This window comes from Pseudomonas sp. Sample_20, from assembly GCF_004307585.1.
GTDB classification, from domain to species: Bacteria; Pseudomonadota; Gammaproteobacteria; order Pseudomonadales; family Pseudomonadaceae; genus Aquipseudomonas; species Aquipseudomonas atacamensis.
The window spans coordinates 24,170-47,744 of record NZ_RCOA01000042.1 but is presented as its reverse complement, the minus strand read 5'-3'; the positions used below and the strand labels follow the sequence as shown (position 1 = coordinate 47,744).

The window sequence follows — 23,575 nt, the reverse complement described above, 5'->3', positions numbered from 1 at the left end:
TTTGTACAGTTGTTTTCGGCCGGGATCAAATGCATTTTTCGAGTTTGCCTAGTTCGTCGGCTCCAACCAGACGGACGGTGCCTGTCCCAGCACTCGCCGAAACATCGTCGAAAACGCCGCCGGGCTCTCGTAGCCGAAGTCCAGGGCAATCCGCGTCACCGCTTCCCCCGCCGCCAACCGTGCCAACGCCTGCACGACGCACGCCTGCTGGCGCCACTGACGAAAGCTGAGCCCGGTCTGCTGCCGAAACAATCTGTTAAAGGTACGCAAGCTTATGTGTAACTGATCGGCCCAATCCTGCGGGGATTGATGGGTGTTGGGCATGTTCAGAAAGGTCTGACACAGACTGAGGAGCTTTCCTTCGGCGGGTATGGAATGTGTAGGGCAAGGGGCGCGCTGCGTGCCAGTTCATGCAAGAGCAAGTTGATCAGCACACCGTCGCGTCCGGCCTGGTCGTACATCAGTGGCACGTCCACCGCTTCCATCAGCAAATGCCGCAGCAGCGGCGACACATTGAGCACTTGGCAGTCTGGCCCCAGATCCACCTTGCCCGGTTCGATATACACACTGCGCGTGCTCACCCCGAGCATCAACACCTCATGGGCCACGCCCGGCGGAATCCACACCGCGCGTTGCGGCGGCACCACCCAATTACCGTTCCGAGTGCTGACTTGCATCACGCCGGTGGCGCCGTAAAGTAATTGCCCACGGCGATGCGTATGAAACGGGAGTAGGCGGCCGTGGGAATAATCGGTACCGATGGCCACGACCGGGCGAGGCGTGTCATCGAGCTGATTGATCGAAATATTGCGCATCAGGCGTGTTCCAGCGATTGGCGTAAACGCGAACATTATTGGCCCAACTACTGAAGCCGGCCAGTGAATCACGCTCTAATGTCCTGGGCTCCCCCGATCCTGGACGCCCACCATGTTCTACCTCCTGCTTACGCTGTTCGGTTGCCTCACCGGCATCAGCGCCGTGCTCTTCGGTTTCGGCGGCGGCTTCGTCATCGTGCCGCTGCTCTATCGCATGCTCACCGCCAGCCATGCAGCCGACGACCCCATCGCGCAATCGGCCATGCACATCGCCGTGGCCACCTCGACCTGCGTGATGGTCGTCAACGCCCTGATCGCCACACGCAAACACCAACGCGCTGGCAATCTGCTCCGAGAATACCTCTGGCCATTGGGCGGGTTTATCGGCGTAGGCGCGGTCGTCGGCGCCATCGCTGCGATGTGGGTCAGCGGTCAAGTGATCCGCTACGCCTTCATCGCCTACCTGGGCGTGACCATCGTCGGTTGCCTGCTGCGCCGAGGATTTCTCACACAGTCCCAAACCACATTCCCACGGCGACTGACCATGACGGAAACATCCGCCGGCGGCGCAGGCATCGGCGCCATCGCGACCTTCCTAGGTGTAGGAGGAAGCGTCATGACCGTGCCGCTGCTGCGCCGCTGCGGGCTGAGCATGTCGAAAGCGACCTCCACGGCCAATCCGCTCAGCGTCCCGGTAGCGTTGGCGGGGACGTTGACGTACATGGCGCTGGCCGGTTTCACTGAGTCTGATTTGGGTGCCTGGTATATCGGGTATGTCGATGTGCTGGCGTTTGCGCTGCTGACGGTTGGTTCGTTGCTGGGGATCAGATTGGCTGCGCAATGGATTGGGCGGATACCGGATCGGCTGCATGCGCGCGTGTACATCGGTTTACTTATGGTGGTGATGATCAGCATGTGCTTGAGCTGAGCGCGACGGCGCTCGATTCCAGCGCGCAAGCTCGCCATAATCCGCAGCTACTTTCGCGGGCAGTTGCTCGCTTATTCAAGGATGAAGTGATGTACCGAGGACTGTTACGTCTTTTTGCTGTTTTTCTTCTAACGGGTTCTTTTGTCTCGACGGCAACTTGGGCCGAGACCGGCGCGCAGTTGTTCACCGGCACGTTGGGTAAATCGTCTATCGTCCTCGAAATAAATCCTCGTACCGGAGAGGGACGTTACTTTTACAAGAAGTACCGCAAGGATCTACCACTCGACGGTGCTCTGGACGGGGAAACGCTTGTGCTGGAAGAAGGCTCGCGGATGGACGACCCACGCCCGACCTTGCGTCTGCGGCCGACAACTGATGGTTGGTATGGCGAGTGGACGAGCACCACTGGGAAAAGCCTGAAGATCAAGTTACAGCCAGCCGTCATCCCCGATGTAGCGGATGATGCCTTGCCCTTCTTCACCACACTTCACGACAAGTACCCTTATGAATACCTGCGGCTGCAGGGCGTCACACTCAAAAAAGGCAACATCGACACCTTCATGGGCTACACGCTGCAGTGGTGGAGCGAGCCGAAGACAGGCACTTCTCTGTTTGAAGTGGTCTCGGGTTATTCCCTTGAAGAGCGTCGACGCATCAACCAACAATTGATGGCGCGTTTGTGGAGCGAGGTATTGTCGTCTTATGGATGTTCAGGCAGTTACGCGCAGTCGAGCCAACCACTGTGGATGTCGTCAACAGTGATGAGTGTTCTAATTTCATCAGATTATTTCTGCGGCGGTGCCTATCCGGATCAAAGCCAGGATGCGCTCAACTTCGACACTAAAACAGGCAGACTCCTGACCCTTGATGATGTTTTGTGGGTGGGGCAGGGCAAGCCATTGCATTTCCAACGAGAGGGCGACTTCGGCGGGGAGGCGTCCGGCTCGTCTGATTCCTGGTCTAACTACCGCAGTGAGGAACTGGCACCCTGGCTGGTCGCGCAGCTGCTGAAACTCTACTCCAGTGAAATGACCGTTACCCCCGAAGGCGAAAACGACTGCAACTACGACGAGAGTTATCCCTGGCAATTTCCCGGTTGGCACTTCACGGAACTGGGCATCAAGCTCGAGCCATCATTTCCCCACGTCGCGGCGGTCTGCGGATTCGTCGACTGGAGCGTTCTGCCGTACACAATCGTCAAACAACATCCGGGCGGGGTTGCACTGCAACTGCCTTGATGTCGCGTTTACTTTCATGCGCAGCCCCTCGATTCCCGACCACAACCCCGCCATAATCGCCGCGAATTTATCCGCGCCGGCCCTCAAATGCCGGCGCGACCTCTGATTCTTTCAAGGAACGATCAATGCTCAAGGGACTGATGCGCCTGGCGCCATGCGCTGCTGTGCTGTTCTCGCTGATTCCAAGTGTCCACGCCGATGATGGCCGACGCGTGTTCACCGGCACGTTGGGCAAAATGCCGATCGTCGTAGAGCTCAATATCACGCAGCAGGACGAAGTAACCGGTCGGTACTTCTACGAAAAATACCATCGTGATTTGCCGCTCAGTGGCGCGTTGCAGAACAGCACGCTGACCTTGACCGAGGGCAATAATCGCTATGGTGACGACAAGCCGCTGTCAACGTTGGAACTTGAAGAAACCGGCAGCGGCTGGCAGGGCGAATGGAAAAGTCCGCAGGGCAAGAAGCTGCCAGTGAAACTCATCGAGGCCAGACTTACCGCCCCCACCTCATCAACTTTGCCGTTTATTGCCGCTTTGCCCTACAGCGAGCCTTACGAGTATTTGCGCCTGCAGGGACTCAAACTGAAATCGGCGAAGAAAGAAAACTTCATGGGCTACGACCTGCAATGGTGGACAGAGCCTGAGACAAAGATTTCCCTGTTCAGCGTGGAGTCCGGATTGTCGAAAGATGATCAGCAACGGGTTAACCAGCAGTTGCTTGGACGCCTCTGGAATGAAGTCATCAGTTACCACGGCTGCCAGCTGCAGGGCGGCGAAAACGTCGAATTTATGCAACAGGTGCAACCGAAAATGATCTCGCCAGCCGTGGTCAGCCTGAACATCTCGACCAGCTATTACTGCGGCGGCGCGCATCCAGACTTCGGCGATTCACCGCTCAACGTTGACGTCAAAACCGGCCACCCGCTGTCCCTCGAAGATGTGCTGTGGGTCGGTGAGGGCAAACCACTTTTACATGCCGAACGCGACAGCTTGGGCGACGAACCTCTGAGCAAGGACGAAAGTAACGCGCGCTATCAGTACGTAAGCAAAGAGTTGGTGCCGTGGGTGATCAAACAATTCACGGCCCTGTACCCCACAGAAATGAAGACACCGACGGGAGATGACGACTGCAACTTCCAGGACGAAAGCATCTGGGGGACTTCACCTTGGTACTTCACCGAGAAGGGCTTGTACCTCGGCGCGTACTTCGCTCGCGTGCAACGCTCTTGCGATAGACCTGACTGGTCGATCCTGCCGTACTCCCTAGTCAAACAACACCCTGGCGCCGTAAAACTGCAACTGCCCCAAGGCTAGCCATCACTCCAACCCCGGCGCTTCACGAATAATGAAGTGATCCAGGTTCTCGATATTGGCATTGAAGACCTCGAAAGGCTTCTCGGGGTTCTTCTTGCCGGGCACCTGCTTCAACTCCGGCGTTACGCCATAGAAGAAACAGAACAACGCCTTGTCGCTATCCACAGCGTGCTTGATCTCTTCCAGAAACGCCTTGCGCTTGCGGTAGTTGTCGAGGAGCTTTTTGTTCAGATAAACGCTGACCGGATACGGCTTCTTCTTGCTGTCTTCGGGCTTCTTGAACCAGACCTTGTCCTCGAAATCGATACGAAAACTGGCGCTGTGGAAGTCCTCGATCTTCTTGATCCGCCCCCAGTAGATCAGCCCCTTGTTGTCCGTCAGATATTCGATCTTCTTGAAGAACGAACTGTACGGCGCCGTATGCTCGCCGACCTTCAACGGCATCCGCTTGAGTAAATCCTTGTCGGCGAAGTTGGAAACAAAACACTCCACCGGATGCGCAAACACACTGGTCTTATCCGGCGCCGACTCACGACCCACCGACTCTTTACCACTGTCCGCCGCCGCCCGCACCGAGTCATCGCGCAACACATCCGCCGCCCCCGCTGGCGCGGCAGGCTTGCGCACATACTCACGCCGGGTCAGCAACAACTCTGATGGGAAGTGTTCCTCACGCCCGTCATCCACCTCGCCATCCGCCGTCTCAACGCCAGACGCCGACGCCTTCAAACTCACATACGGACAACCCGCCACATGCTGCGTAGTGGGCAGATTCTTGAAGTGCGGCGTGCGCACGTAATTTACATTCTTCGCGTTGAACGTACCCAACTCGTTGGAAGCCTCGAACGCCGCACGACAGGCATCGTTGGGGCACTGGAAGTGTTCCTTCGCAGAGTCAAACGCCACCGTTTCATCGAAATTGAGATCGCGAACGTCATAGATCGACAACTTGTCGTCGAGGCTGAGGCAGTAGGCGAGATCGAATTTCATGGTGGGGCTCGGATCCTTGAGTGGGGAGGGGTATTAATAGCGGGAGGCGGCGCGGGTTGCACTGATTGTTTTCAGGATGATGCGGGATTTGTGGGAGCCGTTCTGGAGATTGGTGGCATCAACTCAATTTAGAATCCAGACACCCACCTGGCAGCAACACATTGAATTGTGGTGAGGGGATTTATCCCCGTTGGGCAGCGAAGCTGCCCCAAGGACTTTTGGCCACAAAAAATCCGCTGCTTGAAAATCAAACAGCGGACTCTGAAATCATCAGCCTCCGCGCAACAATCGCGAAGCCTTACGCCACCAAGACTCATGGCGATTGGACGAATTATCTGCCAACAAACAAGGCATATCCCGCAACCGAATCCACGGCTCGTCCTGCCAGTGCAACGTACTGAGCGACATTTGCGGCCAACTCAAAACACTCAACGTCGGGCGCTCAACTGAGCGAGCCGGACGAGCATCACGCAGAGCAGGCACAACCTGATGCGTCAGCCACTCACGAAGGTGCCGATACTCAGGACAGTAGTGATAGATCAGCAGTGCATACACACCCGACTCACTGACCATCATGTGGTCCTCAGCTTCGCCATAGGTCTTCAGGCACATCGTCTGCCGCTGATCAGCGTCGAGTATGCGCAACTGACGTTCATCAAGATGTTTGCCCATCAACCGGCCCAGCTGATGGACGCAGAACCATGCCTGGTTCTCGACCAGAAGGGCGTGCAGGTGGGTTTTGTTGCGAGTAAATCGAGTCGGTAATAGTGGCTCAGACATTGCGGGCCTCCGGTGTCGGAAGCGGCGAGGTCGTTCTACGGGTACAGCGATTCACCCTCATCATGAAGGTTTGATATCCAGGCATTTCCATTTACCTCTGGCTGCTTTCTTAGGGCATTCGTTAGGGTGTCGGGAGCTAAGAAACCCACCAGAGACGGGCCGGACATATTCCCCTCTCGGGTCTTGTATTCGCCCACTCCCGACATAACGGGATTTTTCGCAGGCGTAGAGAAACCGCAGACGAAAAAAAACCGCATGACTGTCGGGTGCGGAGAACCGCTCTGGTTAGGGGCGTTTCTTAGGCGCCGAATTGAGAGCCTAGTGGCTCAACAAGGCATGGTCAACCCTTCAAAATCGTTCAACATATTTTGTTTGAATTATGTAGGCCTGAAGCATCTTAATCAGATGCTTTTCGGGGAATTCGATCAGTTTCGACCAACCAAGGCCTGTAGCTAAAAGGGAGTAGTAGCAGGCCGCTTTGAAGAAAGCATCAATCAGCGAATTCGTTGCGTTTCACTTAGCGCGAATACCGAAAATTTCAAGCTCCATGTTTAGGTTCCACAGTTTTAATAAACGTGTGTGTCGCAGTTTCGAACGTATTTAAGACTAATTCCTTTAGCTCTTCGGGAGTCAGATATCCAAGATCAATAATCTGATTCTTTACTCGAAGAATTTTAGTTGCAGAACGCATTACACCTTCCATTGGGCTTCGACCGATCTTACCTGCAGTGCTTAGCCAGCCCTCAGCGATCGCGATGGCTAAAGGAGGATTTCCGCCTATTGATGCACGCTCGAAAATCTGAACCATTGCATCCTCTGTTAGTTGCTTTATTAACTCCCAGCGATGCGCATGACTCTCGCCTCTGTCTAGAATCGTACCTCGCACCCAAAGTCGTTGAAACGAGTTGCGGACACCTCCTGCAAACCGTGCAGTTCGATCGCGGTTTTTATCCGTGAAACGCCATACGACTATATCTGGGGCCAAAACCGTCGTAATGAACGCCCATACGTCATCACGCAATGCTTCACCTGTTTGTAATTCCTTTAACTGGCCAAGATAAAGAGCTGCGTCTTGGTCGAACTGTGCTCGAGCCGCTTGGTTATTGGAAGTGGGGAAGCCCGCTCTCTGAGCAATTCTCCTAAGCTCGGCTGCTATTTCAATAGCGACTGTATCAGCTCTTGTCCCACCACTAGGGGCGCTAGTTTTCAAAGCCGAATATTCTTTCAGCTGATCAATACTGTCTTTGGGGGACGGGGTCTCACTCTTAAGTTTTTCAAGAATTGTGGCGACACCGTGAGCTTTCAAACGGGGCAAAAGTGCTACACGCATCAAATACCTTCTCTGAAGTCTGCTGTTGCGAGTATTAAGGCCTTAAATTTCCCAGGTGCGAAGTTACGCATCTGTCGGATTTTCTCAAGATTTTGTCCAGGAAATGACATTTCCATCCATGCTCTCGCTTGATAACCTATCGAACCTTCCTCATACCGATGAAGTTCGGCTTCATTCTCAGCGTCTAGGGCGGTTTCAATAAGTTGTGTCATCACATCAGCCACCATTGCTTGGAGCGTAAGCGCGTCACCTTCGACGAATCTAGTGCACACGCATTCGATATCAGAGTTGACATACAGCCTCACGTTGCCACTGAAGTCTGCGTCCAAGGTTGTCGGGCTCCAGTCTACAAGCCAGGGAGCGTATTGCTCTGGCCTAGCCTTAAAACTCTCGGAAAAGCTGGCAAGCTCAATAGGGAACCTAGAGTCGCCACCGTCTTCAATAAGAATATTTTTATGATACTGCCAGAGGCGTGCGCCGCGCAGCTTCGGAGATAATGGGCTACCGGAGTCAACTGGGGCATCAAGAACGATCCTGAGACTGAGCTGAAGCTGCCCTGAGAGGGTGCATCCCGGAATAATTGCCTCGAGCGTAGCCGCTTGTCTCTCGATATCTATTATCGCGGTCGCCAAGCGATCTACTCGCCTAGGTAAGCTACCGGTACCAGTGCCTGCTGAAAGCACTACCGCCAAGTTTAGGTCGGCAGCATCTATTCCCAATAAATTCGCTGCTTCATTGAAATCTAGATCGACATGAACATTGACTTGAATGTCTTGTTCATAGTCCCAGTTTTCCAAGATATCGGATGCCGGGGATAAAGGCTCGCCCGGAGGCCCGATCATCCATCCGCTGAAGTTGACCAGCTCATCGGGAAGGGTGAGGAACGGGAGGGCTATTCGGCTCATTCTCTACCGTCATCCACAAAGCGAAGTCGGACACCTACGGCTGCTTCTGGCGGGCTCAGAACCGTGATGCTGATGGTGCCGCTCTCAGTACCTACCTTTATGATTGGCCCAAGAGTGAAATCCTCGATGACATTAAACGACATCCCAATCACTTGGGTTTCAAATCCAGTTGGTAAATCTTCGCCATCAGCTACAGCACCGTCTGCAACCAGATGAGACTTAGCAGATACTTCAAGCATGGGATTTGCCCCATCGTTCTGCAGGTCTGCTTCAAAAACGGCGCAACGTCGATTCTGATTGTCGATTTCGAGACGTATAAACCGCGCAGGTGAAATTGCGAGTTCCTGCTTTACATGCGGTGGGCGGGGGCTAGGCCTAGGTCTGCCCGGACCTTTTCCCGAAACTGAATCAAGTAAGCGTCCCAGACGGCTCGCAGTTCCAGCAAGCGAAGGACCACGGTCCTTGGTACCGCTTGCGACTGAAATAACTGGAACTGCGAAATTGCTGGCGGTTTGTTCGATCCGCTTGAGAGCTACCCGGACAAATGTTTTCGCATTACGATCAGGAAGATTGTCAGGAATCCAATCGTCATGAGCCGGTGGCTCGGACATTGCAAATGCAGATTCCACTTCATCCTCATCCGAACATATAAAAACTCCCGCCCACTCAAAGCGTGAATCAGCAAAGGGAGTACCCTCGATATATTTCACAACCAGTTCTACTGGTCGCATCAAGGCGATGTGGCAGGCTTGTTCAGGTATCCCGGAGTTGTCATCCAGCGCCAAGCCCAAGCGATCCGCGCAAAGCCCCTTTTTGATGATCAGCCTGCCCAAATCCTTTTTAGGGCGCTCACTTCTAACAATCTGCACATCAGCAGCATTATCTCTATAAGCTTTCATGGCTGACGCGAACAGATCAAACGGAGGGAAGTAGTCCGGCACTGGCAACGGTACTTCGCGCTCCTCGATTTCTATCCGAATGGTGAGCTTTTTATCTTCCGGAGTTGACAGCGTGAGCCTTGGCCAGAAGTTCCATAGAATCGTTTCTTGTATGTAATGGTTGATCGACCTGCCGCCCTCTCCCTCTTCAATATAAGGGTCAAGGATAAGGATTGAGGTACCCGTATCGTTTAGCTTTCGTTCAGGCATCCCCAGAGACGCTGCCAGTTCGGCAGCGTGGGGGCCAATCAATGGATCGATGCCACCGTCGCCATCGCTGATGCCCCACCAGTGCCTCCCCGTAAATCTTCTGCGCTTATTATCGGCTGTATCGGAATCGTACGCCGAACCCAAGTGGCAACCCATGAATCTCCGTACGGGTTTACCTTCGCAAGATGTTTGGCTATCTACGAAAATCGTCGAGCACGCACTCATTGCATACAGAGATGTTTTGCCGTAACCGTAGGTACCCCCGCCGTGATATGTATCACGAGCAACTCCAACGTTACGTAGAAAGTTCACGAAGTTGAGCGCTTCTCGTCCATCTGAAGCGACATCTCCCGACGTTGGCCCGCTGAGTCCGGTTGAATGGAAGTCACAGATTTCCAGCACTTTGAGGCCGACCGTCCCAATTGAAGCTTCTATCTCAGTCCGGGTGTGATCACCTGGGGGGAGGTCTGCTAGTACAACGTCCCTTAATGTCACGCACTGTTCAGATGTCAGTGTACGGAGTCTAATCGTCAACGCCGGGCCCAATCCTGGCAAGGCAGCGTCGATGCTGTTCTGAATAGCTTCACGAAGCACTGTCTGCAACAGATCCTGAGCAGGGCAGCCCAGCAGCCGTCTGAAGCCGTCTGCTGCGATGTTTCCTGTCTTCGAAAAGGGCTCGCTAAAAAGCTCTAGTCGGGTCATCCAGCAATCCTTTTAAATGCAATTTTGTAATCGTCCGTGGGAAGTTCGAAGTCCTTCGCATGGCTCAGGTCGATTTGGTACTCCAAGGCCAAGACGCCTGCCGGCAAGAGTTCGCCAGCGAAACTGGAGCCAGTAATTCTTGGAAAGCCTTCGGAAACACTGTAGATCTTAATACCTTCTAGGCAAAAGGAGAGACGATTCCACTCTTTTGCATGAGGATTCAAGCATCCTAGGGCTTCTAATCCCTTTTCGAGCGTTTTTCTGTCAGCGCCGGATTTCAGCAGACTGTCAAAGACCGATCCTATCGAAAGTTGACCGTTTTCGACTTGCTCCAGACGAACATGTGCAAGGTGAAGTGTTCCTCCTACTGGCGGGTCCAGTTGGTCAATACCATGAATGAACACTCGTGTTGAATCGGATCGCCCAGAGGTCTTCACCTCGAGAGCATGCATGCCTTGGCGAAAATCATGACGGAGTTCAAAAGGTCCCGTCCATGTTTCTGCTGCTGTCTGATTGAGAGTGACTAGACGCCGCATCACTTCAAGCTCGCCTACCAACCCCTGAATTTTACTTCCGAGGATTTCTTCATGAGCCCTTTCTCTCAGCAGTTCCCGGAAATCATCGATAGACGCAATTACTGCCTTGACCGGGGAGAATCCCTCCTTGATCCGGCGAAGAATGTCTTCTGCCAGTTCAGCAAACACCAAATCTAGACCTCGGTCCAAGCACATGATGTCGATAAACAACGTACCCTTGTTGGATACCTTGTAGCTCGAGGTTGTTACTAGGAGCTTTGACGTTGAGATGAGTTCACTGGTGGGGGCATGTCCACCGATTGGCACCAGAAGTCGAGGCTGTCCCTGTGCTCCGATCGCGTATCGCGCCGTGCCGAAGCCCGTCGCGATACCCGAATCGATACTGGGAACTTCAATTATCCCGTCGCCAGAGCCGGTCGCCGTGAGTCGTTTCCAGCGTTCGATCGCTCTTTTAGTCATCAACCGCACCATCGAGAGCTTCCGCGAGCAATTCTTCTTCCGACGCAATTTGCTCAGGTACAGGGGCGTCCAACTCCACTGAAAAATAGTCGCCCGCTTGATCCGGTGCTCCAGGAAAAACTATACCAAGACCGATCAGATCTCCAACGGCATCCAAGTCCTTACGAGATGTCGACTGTGCCTTTGAATTACCGTCGATCACGTACAGTAAGATGAGTGGGACTTGCGGGCGTCCATTTTTGATATCTGCCCAAGTGCCTTTACTTTTAACTGTCTCAATGTCCATGGCATCAATAAGAATGTCGCTTTTGGACATTAATGCTTTGATGTCAGCATATCCCCTTTCGTTATCCTTCAACTGCGAGCGACAAGCAGCATTCACATAGCCAAGCATGCCAAGAGGATTTTCAGCCGTTTGGTCTCCGGTCGGGGTGATGATGCCAACGTTCCACTCTTGTAGGCTATCTGCAGCTTGGTCAATGTAGCCAAGAAGAAGATCCTTTTTGAGATCCATATGGTGCTCACATATGTCATAAGCCACCAAGAACTTACGTACTTCTTGGAGTTTTACATTTCTTGCAAGGTGACGCTTAGCTCCGGCCTGAGTTTGGAAAGAATATTTAGTGGCAACTTCATCAACGAATTGAACCGCAGCTTCCCAATTGCTAGCTACTTTGGTAATGCTCTGGTGATCAAAGCGAATAGTCTGCACATGTCGACCCTCGAAGCTAATGTTGCTGCGATAGGCGTGCCGCATCTTGGATGCCGCAGTAATTGCCATTCCTGGGATAGCACGAACCCGAACGGCGAATTCCTTGGGAGTGACGCCATGTTTGCGGTAATTGCTGATGTCGTCGCGAATCTCTTCTTCAATGCGCGCTAGTGCACGGAAGTTGGAAGCGAGTTCAGCAGTTGTCCAGAGACGTGGCAAATCCTCGTATCCCTTTCTATATCCGAACCAGCGGCCCATCTGAAGTAGAGTGTCGTACTGCATGGATGTGCGTAGGAAGAATGATACAGATAGGCCTTCAAGTGTCAGCCCTCGAGCCAGCACTGTCCCCCCTACCACTATGTAAGTCTTGGGCTCTTGAGTGTAATCCAGTCTTTCAAAGCTTTCACCGTTCTCAATAGCGTATTCTAATACGTCTAAGGTTTTCTTAAGGTGAGGGCGCAGATCGGCCAAGGAGTTGATTCCGTAATATTCCAGCGGGACTTGTGTCGTCTCCTCATTAAATACGTGTTCTAGCGTGTTTTGGAGCTCACCAGAATCGCTGGTCAATTCATCAAGGTTTTCTTTGATCCAGTTCTCGATGAGCTTCGCCATCCTTTCATGTTGGATGATGTAAGGAGATGTGTGTACCAGCATAGTCATGTGCTGATCTTGTTGTCCGCGCGCCCTTCGAATAGCACAGCTGAGAAGGAACCAGAGCACTGCCTTTTGCAGTTCCTCTGTCATCTGCGGGTAGAAAGAGTCCTTCTCAATGGTGCGGGCCGGTTGCAGCAAGTTGAGTTCTTCATCCGGCACGTGGCGAATCATGTTTCTGCCAGCTTCTTCGGGAGACTCAGGACCATCTGGGTTGGCGGGGGCGTATCCGAATACTTCCCTCGCGCCAAAATAACCATCGGTACGAGGCAGCGTGGTAATGAAGTCCTCCGGATAGAGGTCGTCTAGGTCGTTTGGATTCAGTGGGTACGGATCAATAAAAACGTTAGCGAATGGTGTAGCCGTATAACCTACGTAAGATACAGCGGGAAGCGCTCTTATGATTTTGCGGATTTCGGCATTGATCCGCGTCATATCGTAATCATTGTTAGACGAGTTGACCGACGCTTGATCGCACTCGTCGTCAATCAGAAGTACCTTGAGCTGTCTAAGAATTGCCAAGGGGGTCTTTGGTTTGCCCTTGTCGTCAATAATCGTCTTGCGGAACGTCTCTAGTCGTGAAGTAATTTTTTTCATCACAACTAGTTGAGCTCGCCCGGGAACCGGCATCGTAAACGAGCCGTTCGCGGGGTACGTGTAATCCCCGTCATTCTGCTCGGTGGTGTACAACTGCCAAAAATGGCGGTGGCGATTGACGATGTCATTCTCTATGCGTCGCTGGGTCTGAGCACGTAACTTGTTTGTCACCCCCCCCAGTAACACGATCAAGTTATATCCTGCGTCTACCGCTTTGGCGATAACGGCGGTCATGTTTGCTGTCTTGCCAGACTGGACGTAGCCTACAACCAAACCACGATGGCGAAAACCTTCGTTATTCGGATTTGCAAGTAGCGATACTACTTCTGAGGAGCTCTCATCGATAGATGCAATCGTGTTTTCATCCCACCCCTTGCTGTTTGTGAGGTAGCCCTTCAGCGCTGGCCAATGAACATCCCTTGAGCCAGGCCCCTTATACCAAGGATCCCTTTTCTTGATGAGAGAGCTGCGACGTAAAATCTCTACGTCCTCCAACGACGCGATTACTTGCTCAAGTGCGATGACAAGATTTTGGTCCATCTCAGATGTAAAGGAAAAACCAATACTGGTGAGATCCCTTTTCAGAGCCTCAGCTGCCTGCTGGGGGGAATCATGTGTGGGAAGCTTCTCGCGAATCTGACGAGCGAAGGTTTCAACCTGTGGATTTGTCATCGAAGCAATCCTTACTTGCTATCCCTAGAAAATTTCGTCTCTGGCTCGCTGAGCTTGGTGTTTCCATTCTGCGTCCAGACCACGTGCAATGTGTGGCATTACTTTGCCATTTTCTTGCTCAATGTCCCATCATATTTTGAATAGCCAGTAGCTAGAGGCTGATAGTCAGGCCAGTGGCCAAATAGTGGGCTCGGCGACCGGTCACTGGGTCCTAGTTTTCTGACACAGTAAAGTTAGGCCAAGAGAGGTATTTTTGATTACAATCCGGCACGGCTTTCAGAAGCCAATTCATTTCTGCTTCGGGCCCGCGGATGCCACACTCCCAAAGCTCGAAAACACGCCAATCCTGCTCGAGCAGTTCGGCTCTGGTTCTGGCGTCTCGTTTCACATTTTGGTCGAATTTCAATCGCCAGAAATCTTCGCGCGTCCGAGGAGTTGTGGCATATCTACAACCTTGATGTCTGTGCCAGAAGCAGCCTTGAATGAAAATGCAGAGCTTGTAACGTGGAAGCACCACGTCTGGCCGACCAGGAAGCTCTCGAGGGTGCAGTCGATACCTGAAGCCATGCCGATGCAGCAGCTTCCGTACCTTCAATTCGGGAGATGTATTACTGCCGCGAATGCCGGCCATCATCCGAGACCTGACTTCTTTACTGACTATGTCCATGAATGAGCACCAGATGAATTTGCCGTTAGGTCGAGACACCGCCGTCGAATGTGATACTGAGCTTTCGAAGCCAATTCAAATTGTTGATCTCTTCGCTGGCCCTGGAGGTCTCGGCGAGGGGTTTGCCTCGTCGGGAGGTGGCGCCCGGTTTGAGATTCTAGTCTCGGCCGAAATGAACCCTATTGCTCGCGAAACGCTCAAGTTGAGAGCCTTTTATAGACTGCTCAAGCAAAAAAATCCTGACCGGCTGAGCGACTATTACAACTTTTGTAATGGCAAAAGTCAGAAGCCGTATAGCGATTTGAGTGAGTCTCAGTGGCTAGAGGCTGAAGAGGAGGCTAGATGCATCACTTTGGGTTCCGAAGAAGGTGATGCAGAGCTTGATAGTATTCTAGACAGACGACTCGAAGATCGGCCTTGGGTTTTGATAGGTGGGCCACCGTGCCAAGCCTATTCAATTGTTGGGCGGTCGCGCAACCAGGGTAAGGCTGATTACAGTGCTGAAAATGACCATCGCCATTTTTTGTATAAAGAATATTTGCGAATCATCAAGGAAAGAAAACCAGCTGTTTTCGTGATGGAAAACGTTAAAGGAATTCTATCTTCCAAGATCGCCGGCGAGAGCATTTTCGCTCAAATTCTGCAGGATCTGACTGATCCTAATAAGGCTTTGGGAGATTCAAGTCCGGGCATAAAATATCGTATTTGCTCTCTTGTGACGGGGCAGTCCTTTGGTCCAGGTGAGGACGTGAGCAAGGTAGATCCTAGAGGGTTTATTATTAAATCGGAGGAATATGGAATTCCTCAGGCAAGGCATCGAGTAATACTTTTGGGTATCGCCTTGGATGACCAAGGATGTATTGAAGAATATGAGAGTATTCCGAAGGCCATTGATCGTGTAAGTACAAAACAAGTTCTCGATAACCTGCCTCAGTTGCGAAGTCGCCTGACCAAGCAGGTAGATAATGGCGAGGCTTGGTATAAAGAAGTAGCTAACCATCTCGATGGTCTCATATCTGAGGTCGATAGTAGGTTGGAGCCAAAGCTTAGCTCCGAAATGAAGATTGCGCGCGAGGCTCTTCTTTCTGCATCTCTAGAGGTCGGGGCTCTTCGTGTTCGCCGCCGCAAGGGGGATGGAAAAACGAAGGATGAGAGCTTGGATCGGTGGTATCGCGATGAAAAACTGGATTATTGGCTAAATCATGATGCAAGAGGGCATATGCCTTCTGATCTGCGTCGCTACATGTTCGCCAGTGTGTATGCTCGTGCTTACAAAACGTCTCCAAAAGGGCATCAACAATTCACTCTTTCGGGTCTTGCACCTGCTCATAAAAACTGGGAAAGCGGTAAGTTCAGTGATCGCTTTAGGGTTCAGCTTGAACAGCTTCCAGCGACCACAATTACCAGTCATATTTCCAAGGATGGCCACTACTTTATTCACTATGATCCAAAACAGTGCCGTAGTCTGACGGTGAGAGAAGCCGCTCGACTTCAAACATTCCCTGATAATTATTTCTTTCAGGGAAATCGAACTCATCAGTTTCATCAGGTTGGGAATGCTGTGCCACCATTACTGGCTAGTAAGATAGCCTCTGTGGTATATGGGATTGTGTGTAAAAAATACCAATGACCCATTAAAAAGTAATTGTTCATGCATAAAAAAGCCCCGACAAAATCGGGGCTTTTTGCTTTCTCGACTTGTCGACTCAGGCAGCAATCGTCAAATCATGCCAAGCGAGACTATTAGTCCCAGCTCAGAGCACCACCAGTTTGGTATTCGATCACGCGCGTCTCAAAGAAATTCTTCTCTTTCTTCAAGTCCATAATCTCGCTCATCCAAGGGAACGGGTTAGTCGTCCCTGGATATTCCTCTTTCAAACCAATCTGCGACAAACGACGGTTAGCGATGAACTTCAGATAATCCTCCATCATCGCCGCGTTCATGCCCAGTACGCCGCGAGGCATGGTGTCGCGGGCGTATTCGATCTCCAGCTGCGTACCCTGCAGGATCATCTGGGTCGCTTCTTCCTTCATTTCAGCATCCCACAGGTGTGGGTTTTCGATTTTGATCTGGTTGATCACGTCGATGCCGAAGTTCAGGTGCATGGATTCGTCGCGCAGGATGTATTGGAACTGCTCGGCGACGCCGGTCATTTTGTTGCGGCGGCCCATGGAGAGGATCTGGGTGAAGCCGCAGTAGAAGAAGATGCCTTCCAGAACGCAGTAGTAGGCGATCAGGTTGCGCAGCAACTCTTTGTCGGTTTCCGGGGTGCCGGTTTCGAACTTCGGATCGGAGATCGAACGGGTGTACTTCAGGCCCCAGGCGGCTTTTTTCGCGACCGATGGGATCTCGTGGTACATGTTGAAGATTTCGCCTTCATCCATGGCCAGCGATTCGATGCAGTACTGGTAGGCGTGGGTGTGGATCGCTTCTTCGAAAGCCTGGCGCAGGATGTACTGGCGGCATTCCGGGTTGGTGATCAGGCGGTACACGGCCAGGACTAGGTTGTTGGCAACCAGGGAGTCGGCGGTGGAGAAGAAGCCGAGGTTGCGCATGACGATGCGGCGCTCGTCGTCGGTCAGGCCTTCCGGGTTTTTCCAGAGGGCGATGTCGGCGGTCATGTTGACTTCTTGCGGCATCCAGTGGTTTGCGCAACCGTCCAGATACTTCTGCCAGGCCCAGTCGTACTTGAAAGGTACGAGTTGGTTGAGGTCGGCGCGGCAGTTGATCATGCGTTTTTCGTCAACGGCGACACGGGCGGAGGCGCCTTCGAGTTCGGCGAGGCCTTCGGCGACGTCGAGGGAGTTCAGTGCAGCCTTGGCGCGGGCCACGGCGGCTGAGTCGTCGGCGGTGACGGCGCGGGCTTCCAGCGCTGCGGCGCCGCCGGCGTTGTCGAGGCGGTCCATGTTGGCTTCGCTTGCGTGGCCGGCGTTGGCGCCTTTCACGGTTGCGACTTCACTGTCTTCTTTATCGAATTCGTCCCAGCTCAGCATGACGTGTCGTCTCCTGCGTGAGGGCTTGTGCCCGTGTGAAACCTGAAGGGTTGGTTTTTCACACGGCCAAACAAGCCGCGTTGGATGTCGTTTTTTGCAGCGCTGCACGCAGGCAAATAAACAGAAATTTTGACGGGTTCCGAGAGCCTCTGATGGGCGCAATCAGCGTCGGGCACTGTTGCGGGGCTTCAGAATGGCTTTTGCTCCCTGTAAGGGAATATTGCTGACCCGTATAGGGCGGCATTATAGGGAAATTTTTACCGACGTGGTGCGGCGAATCGGCTCATGGCGAGGCCGAGGAGGGGGTGGATTTCGGTCCGACCGAGGGATTACAGGGCTTTGCGCGGAATCGACCCGAGCAGATTTTTTTTCGTTAATTTTTTGGCAGGTGGTTTTTTGTTTAAAAAATAGCCAGAAAAGCGGGTTTTTCACTATATCTAGTGTTTTGCAAGCGTTTTTCACGGCTCCAGACACAACTGAGCCCGACCGAAGCCGGGCTGGAATCGACCCTCAATGTAGCGCTGAGCGATCCGATTCGGTGCAGTCTGATTCAGTTCGTGCAGCCGTTGCCCATGATGCTGTAGCGCAGGATGTGGCGTTGGCCTTTGGAGTCGTCGTATTCCATTTTTGCCGGTACTACTTCGCAGACATTCGGAACGTCGCTCATCGATACAACTTTGGCGATGTCCAGATGCGTGGAGTAAGTGTATTCCTCGATGACCGGTTGTTGCTGTGCGACATCAGTCGGGACCTCGTCTGCCATGGCGGTTGCGCACAGACTGCTGAGGGCCAGAACCAATAAAGCTTTCATTTCTAATTCACCTTTTTGAGGTCGAGTGGGGTCACGCAACCTTTTTAGGGTTGCGTGTGGAGCTTGAGTAGTTGATGCGTTACTTGGAGAGCTGGATTAACGGCCTTCGTGGGGGCTGTAACGTTGTTAATCGCGGTTGCCTTGTTGGCGAGGTGAATTTTAGGGCGGCGGGGTGTCGGTAAACAGGGGCGGTTTTGATAAACACTTTTGATAGATTTGGTAACAATCGATTGAGGTCTTGGTGTCTGGCCGGATGGGGTTTGCCTGACGGATCGCGTTGACTGCATCGCTGGCAAGCCAGCTCCCACATGGAATGCGGACATTTTGTAGGGGCTTGTTACTACCATCGTCGAATGGTTCTATGGGGCCCACCCGGCTACAACGGGGTCATACAAAAACAACTATTACACCGAGGTAGGAAAGATGAGTGCGGCTTCTCTGTATCCCGTTCGTCCCGAGGTTCTGGCAAACACGCTGACTGACGAGGCGACCTACAAAGCCATGTACCAGCAGTCGGTCGTCAACCCTGACGGCTTCTGGCGCGAGCAAGCCAAGCGTCTGGACTGGATCAAGCCTTTCACCACGGTGAAGCAGACGTCGTTCGACGATCACCATGTCGACATCAAGTGGTTTGCCGACGGCACCCTGAACGTTTCCTACAACTGCCTCGACCGTCATCTGGCCGAGCGCGGCGATCAAGTCGCGATCATCTGGGAAGGCGACGATCCTTCCGAAAGCCGCAACATCACCTACCGCGAACTGCACGAGCAAGTGTGCAAACTGGCCAACGCCCTGCGTGGTCAGGACGTGCACCGTGGCGACGTGGTGACCATTTACATGCCGATGATTCCCGAAGCCGTGGTCGCCATGCTGGCCTGCACCCGGATCGGCGCGATTCACTCGGTGGTGTTCGGCGGTTTCTCGCCGGAAGCCCTGGCCGGTCGCATCATCGATTGCCGCTCGAAAGTGGTGATCACCGCTGACGAAGGCATCCGTGCCGGCAAGAAGATTTCCCTCAAGGCCAACGTTGACGACGCCCTGACCAACCCGGAAACCAGCAGCATCCAGAAGGTCATCGTGTGCAAGCGCACCGGTGGCGACATCAAGTGGAACCAGCATCGCGACATCTGGTACGAAGACCTGATGAAGGTCGCGGGCACCGTTTGCGCACCGAAAGAGATGGGCGCCGAAGAAGCGTTGTTCATCCTTTATACCTCCGGCTCGACCGGCAAGCCGAAGGGCGTGCAGCACACCACCGGCGGTTATCTGCTGTATGCGGCGATGACCCACGAGCGGGTGTTCGACTACCGTCCGGGCGAAATCTACTGGTGCACCGCCGACGTCGGCTGGGTTACCGGCCACAGTTACATCGTCTACGGCCCGCTGGCCAACGGCGCGACCACCGTGCTGTTCGAAGGTGTGCCGAACTACCCGGATATCACCCGGGTGGCGAAGATCATCGACAAGCACAAGGTCAACATCCTCTACACCGCGCCGACCGCGATCCGCGCGATGATGGCCTCGGGTCAGGCTGCCGTGGAAGGCGCCGATGGCAGCAGCCTGCGCCTGCTCGGCTCGGTCGGTGAGCCGATCAACCCGGAAGCCTGGGACTGGTACTACAAGAATGTCGGCAAGTCGCGTTGCCCGATCGTCGATACCTGGTGGCAGACCGAGACTGGCGGCAACATGATGAGCCCGCTGCCGGGTGCTCACGCGCTGAAGCCGGGTTCGGCGGCGCGTCCGTTCTTCGGGGTGGTGCCGGCGCTGGTCGACAACCTCGGCAACATCATCGAGGGCGAGGCCGAGGGCAATCTGGTGATTCTCGATTCGTGGCCAGGCCAGGCGCGTACGCTGTACGGCGATCACGATCGTTTCGTCGATACCTACTTCAAGACCTTCCGTGGCATGTACTTCACCGGTGACGGCGCGCGTCGCGATGCCGACGGTTACTACTGGATCACCGGGCGCGTGGACGACGTGCTCAACGTCTCCGGCCACCGCATGGGCACCGCCGAGATCGAAAGCGCGATGGTCGCGCATCCGAAGGTGGCCGAAGCTGCGGTGGTGGGTGTGCCGCATGACATCAAGGGGCAGGGCATCTATGTCTATGTGACCTTGAAGAACGGCGAGGAGCCGACCGAGCAGTTGCGCCTGGAGCTGAAGAACTGGGTGCGCAAGGAGATCGGCCCGATTGCTTCGCCGGATGTGATCCAGTGGGCACCGGGGCTGCCGAAGACCCGTTCGGGCAAGATCATGCGCCGCATCCTGCGCAAGATTGCCACGGCGGAATACGATGGCTTGGGCGATATCTCGACCCTGGCGGATCCGGGTGTGGTGCAGCATTTGATTGATACGCACAAGACCATGAATGTTGCTTAAGCGTTAGAAGCATAGGAGCCCTGTCCGGTGATGCCGGATGGGGCTTTTTTGTGTCTGGTGGATTTGTGTCGATCGGGCTGGCCTCTTCGCGAGCAGGCTCGCTCCCACAAGGAAACGGGCGCATTTCAAATGTGGGAGCGAGCCTGCTCGCGAAGGCGATCTGTCAGACACCGCAGTATTCACCTGTAGGAAGCCGCAACACCCCAACCAATAATTATCGATCTGCACCGTCAGACCTTTCCCGCTGTTACCCGCCACAACCCAATGTGTAACCGCCCGCGCCAAACCGGGGCGAAGGGAAACGCGGTGCGCCGTTTTAGAGCCTCCAAAGCCCCGCGGAAAAATAAGACATAACGCTGCGCTTGCCGGATTAGAAGGGTTTGCGAATAATGGGCCCGCAACTTGCAATATGTATCGGTTCACTGTCTTTCGCTCTTGCATGAAATTGCAGGGCTGTCAATGAGCTCAAACCGCTTTCTCGGTGCATCTGTAATTAGTTGTCGCATTGAAGAAATATCGGCTTCGGGCCTGTCGTTAGAATGCCGATCACTCGCTCATCGTGGCTGACGTTGAAATCGCCTGCGGTTTCAACGGGAAATTTCCGCCGATGCGCAACCGATTTCCGATTCACCCATTCGCATATTGGGCTGTCGCTCACTCTGCCGTTTTTGCCCTTTACCGATGGAGTCCCAAGATGAAGAAACTTGTGCTGCTTGGCGCCCTGGCACTGTCCGTGCTGTCGCTGAATGCCGTCGCTGACGAAAAACCTGTGAAGATCGGCATCGAAGCGGCTTACCCTCCATTCGCTTCGAAAGCACCGGACGGCAGCATCGTCGGTTTCGACTACGACATCGGCAACGCGCTGTGCGAAGAGATGAAGGTCAAGTGCGTGTGGGTCGAGCAAGAGTTCGACGGTCTGATCCCGGCTCTCAAAGTGCGCAAGATCGACGCGATCCTGTCGTCGATGTCGATCACCGAAGATCGCAAGAAGTCGGTCGACTTCACCAACAAGTACTACAACACCCCGGCGCGTCTGGTCATGAAGGCCGGTACTCAGGTCAGCGAAGGTCTGGCTGAGCTGAAAGGCAAGAACATCGGCGTACAGCGTGGCTCGATCCACGAGCGTTTCGCCCGCGAAGTTCTGGCTCCATTGGGCGCCGAGATCAAGCCGTACGGCTCGCAGAACGAAATCTACCTCGACGTGGCTGCCGGTCGCCTCGACGGTACCGTGGCTGACGCCACCCTGCTGGACGATGGTTTCCTGAAAACCGACGCCGGCAAAGGCTTCGCATTCGTTGGCCCGGCCTTCACCGACGTCAAATACTTCGGCGACGGCGTAGGTATCGCAGTGCGCAAGGGCGACGCCCTGAAAGACAAGATCAACACTGCCATCGCGGCCATCCGCGAAAACGGCAAATACAAAGCAATCCAGGACAAGTACTTCGCCTTCGACATCTACGGCAAGTAAGACGTCTCTGCGACAAGTCCGAAATGGCGCAAGCAACAGAATCTCTGCGGTTTGCGCCATTTTTTCATCCCAACTTTCGAGGACCTGAATCATGTTGAAAGGCTACGGGGCTGTCATCCTCGATGGCGCATGGCTGACGCTTCAGCTCGCCTTGTCGTCCATGGCTCTGGCCATCGTTCTCGGGCTGATCGGTGTCGCGTTGCGCCTGTCGCCGGTGCGCTGGCTGGCGTGGCTGGGCGACCTGTATTCGACGGTGATCCGCGGCATTCCCGATCTGGTGCTGATCCTGCTGATCTTCTACGGCGGTCAGGACTTGCTCAACCGCGTCGCGCCAATGCTCGGCTATGACGACTACATCGACCTGAACCCGCTGGCCGCCGGTATCGGCACCCTCGGTTTCATCTTCGGTGCGTACCTCTCGGAAACCTTCCGTGGCGCGTTCATGGCGATCCCCAAGGGCCAGGCCGAAGCAGGCATGGCGTACGGCATGAGCAGTTTTCAGGTGTTCTTCCGGGTGATGGTGCCGCAGATGATTCGTCTGGCGATTCCCGGCTTCACCAACAACTGGCTGGTACTGACCAAGGCCACCGCGCTGATTTCCGTGGTCGGTCTGCAAGACATGATGTTCAAGGCCAAGCAGGCGGCGGATGCCACGCGCGAGCCTTTCACCTTCTTCCTCGCAGTGGCGGCGATGTACCTGGTGATCACCAGTGTTTCGTTGCTGGCATTGCGTCACCTTGAGAAGCGCTACTCGGTAGGCGTAAGGGCGGCTGATCTATGATCTTCGACTACAACGTCATCTGGGAGGCACTGCCGCTGTACTTCAGCGGCCTGCTGACCACCCTCAAACTGCTCGCGCTGTCGCTGTTCTTCGGTTTGCTCGCGGCGTTGCCGCTGGGGCTGATGCGCGTCTCGAAAAACCCGTTCGTCAACGGCGCCGCGTGGCTGTACACCTACGTGATTCGCGGCACGCCGATGCTGGTGCAGCTGTTCCTGATCTACTACGGTCTGGCCCAGTTCGAAGCAGTACGCGAAAGCTTCCTGTGGCCGTGGCTGTCCAGCGCAACGTTCTGCGCCTGCCTGGCTTTTGCCGTGAACACCAGCGCCTACACCGCAGAAATCATCGCCGGCAGCCTGAAGGCCACGCCGAACGGTGAGATCGAAGCGGCCAAGGCCATGGGCATGTCGCGCTTCAAACTGTACAAGCGCATTCTGCTGCCGTCGGCCCTGCGCCGCGCGCTGCCGCAGTACAGCAACGAAGTGATCATGATGCTGCAGACCACCAGTCTGGCGTCGATCGTGACCCTGATCGACATCACTGGCGCGGCACGTACCGTCAATGCGCAGTTCTACCTGCCGTTCGAGGCGTACATCACCGCTGGCGTGTTCTACCTGTGCCTGACCTTCATTCTGGTCAAGCTGTTCAAGCTGGCCGAGCGTCGCTGGTTGAGCTACCTCGCGCCACGGAAGCACTGAT

At 54.1% G+C, this 23,575-nt stretch carries 18 protein-coding genes and 1 pseudogene; 8 read left to right on the top strand and 11 right to left on the bottom strand.

The features are described from left to right. Window positions 1–48: 48 nt before the first annotated feature. Window positions 49–815: pseudogene (locus D8U70_RS10510) on the bottom strand (helix-turn-helix transcriptional regulator). A 112-nt stretch (window positions 816–927) separates the two neighbouring features. Here D8U70_RS10510 and D8U70_RS10505 point away from each other — a divergent pair. The 3 genes from D8U70_RS10505 (at window position 928) to D8U70_RS10495 (ending at window position 4,297) form a co-directional block, all read left to right on the top strand. After that, a complete protein-coding gene (locus tag D8U70_RS10505) occupies window positions 928–1,743 on the top strand; it encodes a sulfite exporter TauE/SafE family protein (protein ID WP_130928852.1) in 816 nt (271 codons plus the stop codon). Continuing rightward, entirely contained in the window at window positions 1,731–2,981 is a 1,251-nt protein-coding gene (locus D8U70_RS10500; RefSeq protein ID WP_241664650.1) for a hypothetical protein, read from the top strand. Before D8U70_RS10505 ends, D8U70_RS10500 begins: the two co-directional genes overlap by 13 nt. A gap of 125 nt (window positions 2,982–3,106) precedes the next feature. Then, window positions 3,107–4,297, top strand: coding sequence for a hypothetical protein (locus D8U70_RS10495; protein WP_130928851.1), 1,191 nt, complete (start codon window positions 3,107–3,109; stop codon window positions 4,295–4,297). 3 nt (window positions 4,298–4,300) lie between these two features. Here D8U70_RS10495 and D8U70_RS10490 read toward each other — a convergent pair whose 3' ends face one another. The 8 genes from D8U70_RS10490 to D8U70_RS10455 all read right to left on the bottom strand — a co-directional run bounded on the left by D8U70_RS10490 (window position 4,301) and on the right by D8U70_RS10455 (window position 14,446). Further along, a complete protein-coding gene (locus D8U70_RS10490) occupies window positions 4,301–5,287 on the bottom strand; it encodes a hypothetical protein (protein ID WP_130928850.1) in 987 nt (328 codons plus the stop codon). A gap of 270 nt (window positions 5,288–5,557) precedes the next feature. Continuing rightward, window positions 5,558–6,067 carry a Bro-N domain-containing protein gene (locus tag D8U70_RS10485; protein WP_130928849.1) on the bottom strand — a complete coding sequence of 170 codons (510 nt, stop codon included), beginning with the start codon at window positions 6,065–6,067 and terminating at the stop codon, window positions 5,558–5,560. A 538-nt stretch (window positions 6,068–6,605) separates the two neighbouring features. Then, window positions 6,606–7,397: a DUF6339 family protein gene (locus D8U70_RS10480; protein ID WP_130928848.1), complete on the bottom strand. Its 792-nt coding sequence runs from the start codon at window positions 7,395–7,397 to the stop codon at window positions 6,606–6,608. After that, complete coding sequence (locus tag D8U70_RS10475; RefSeq protein WP_130928847.1) at window positions 7,397–8,302, bottom strand: hypothetical protein; 906 nt, start codon at window positions 8,300–8,302, stop codon at window positions 7,397–7,399. Before D8U70_RS10475 ends, D8U70_RS10480 begins: the two co-directional genes overlap by 1 nt. Continuing rightward, a complete protein-coding gene (locus D8U70_RS10470; protein ID WP_130928846.1) occupies window positions 8,299–10,152 on the bottom strand; it encodes a hypothetical protein in 1,854 nt (617 codons plus the stop codon). The genes D8U70_RS10475 and D8U70_RS10470 overlap by 4 nt, the downstream gene beginning before the upstream one ends. Then, window positions 10,149–11,147, bottom strand: coding sequence for a PD-(D/E)XK motif protein (locus D8U70_RS10465; RefSeq protein WP_206663047.1), 999 nt, complete (start codon window positions 11,145–11,147; stop codon window positions 10,149–10,151). Before D8U70_RS10465 ends, D8U70_RS10470 begins: the two co-directional genes overlap by 4 nt. Next, on the bottom strand, window positions 11,140–13,779 hold the full coding sequence (locus D8U70_RS10460; RefSeq protein ID WP_130928844.1) for a Z1 domain-containing protein: 2,640 nt from the start codon (window positions 13,777–13,779) through the stop codon (window positions 11,140–11,142). Before D8U70_RS10460 ends, D8U70_RS10465 begins: the two co-directional genes overlap by 8 nt. Window positions 13,780–13,990: 211 nt before the next feature. After that, on the bottom strand, window positions 13,991–14,446 hold the full coding sequence (locus D8U70_RS10455) for a very short patch repair endonuclease (protein WP_130928843.1): 456 nt from the start codon (window positions 14,444–14,446) through the stop codon (window positions 13,991–13,993). Window positions 14,447–14,459: 13 nt separating this feature from the next. Here D8U70_RS10455 and D8U70_RS10450 point away from each other — a divergent pair, with 13 nt between their 5' ends. Further along, window positions 14,460–16,076 (top strand): DNA cytosine methyltransferase, encoded by a 1,617-nt coding sequence (locus D8U70_RS10450; protein ID WP_130928842.1) that lies wholly within the window; start codon window positions 14,460–14,462, stop codon window positions 16,074–16,076. Window positions 16,077–16,189: 113 nt separating this feature from the next. On the opposite strand, the gene D8U70_RS10445 is transcribed toward D8U70_RS10450, so the two are convergent. Both D8U70_RS10445 and D8U70_RS10440 read right to left on the bottom strand, forming a co-directional pair. Beyond that, the gene (locus D8U70_RS10445) at window positions 16,190–17,440 is read right to left on the bottom strand and encodes a ribonucleotide-diphosphate reductase subunit beta (RefSeq protein ID WP_016773579.1); all 1,251 of its coding nucleotides are present in this window, start codon (window positions 17,438–17,440) and stop codon (window positions 16,190–16,192) included. Window positions 17,441–17,990: 550 nt separating this feature from the next. Beyond that, window positions 17,991–18,251 carry a DUF2790 domain-containing protein gene (locus D8U70_RS10440; protein WP_024014021.1) on the bottom strand — a complete coding sequence of 87 codons (261 nt, stop codon included), beginning with the start codon at window positions 18,249–18,251 and terminating at the stop codon, window positions 17,991–17,993. A gap of 423 nt (window positions 18,252–18,674) precedes the next feature. Between D8U70_RS10440 and acs the strand changes: the two genes are divergently transcribed. The 4 genes from acs to D8U70_RS10415 all read left to right on the top strand — a co-directional run bounded on the left by acs (window position 18,675) and on the right by D8U70_RS10415 (window position 23,574). Further along, window positions 18,675–20,630, top strand: coding sequence for an acetate--CoA ligase (gene acs / locus D8U70_RS10435; protein ID WP_016773581.1), 1,956 nt, complete (start codon window positions 18,675–18,677; stop codon window positions 20,628–20,630). A 694-nt stretch (window positions 20,631–21,324) separates the two neighbouring features. After that, on the top strand, window positions 21,325–22,098 hold the full coding sequence (locus D8U70_RS10425; protein ID WP_024014020.1) for an ABC transporter substrate-binding protein: 774 nt from the start codon (window positions 21,325–21,327) through the stop codon (window positions 22,096–22,098). A gap of 91 nt (window positions 22,099–22,189) precedes the next feature. Then, window positions 22,190–22,879: an ABC transporter permease gene (locus tag D8U70_RS10420; protein WP_016773583.1), complete on the top strand. Its 690-nt coding sequence runs from the start codon at window positions 22,190–22,192 to the stop codon at window positions 22,877–22,879. Further along, window positions 22,876–23,574, top strand: a complete 699-nt coding sequence (locus D8U70_RS10415; RefSeq protein ID WP_024014019.1) for an ABC transporter permease — start codon at window positions 22,876–22,878, stop codon at window positions 23,572–23,574. The genes D8U70_RS10420 and D8U70_RS10415 overlap by 4 nt, the downstream gene beginning before the upstream one ends. Window position 23,575: the final 1 nt, after the last annotated feature.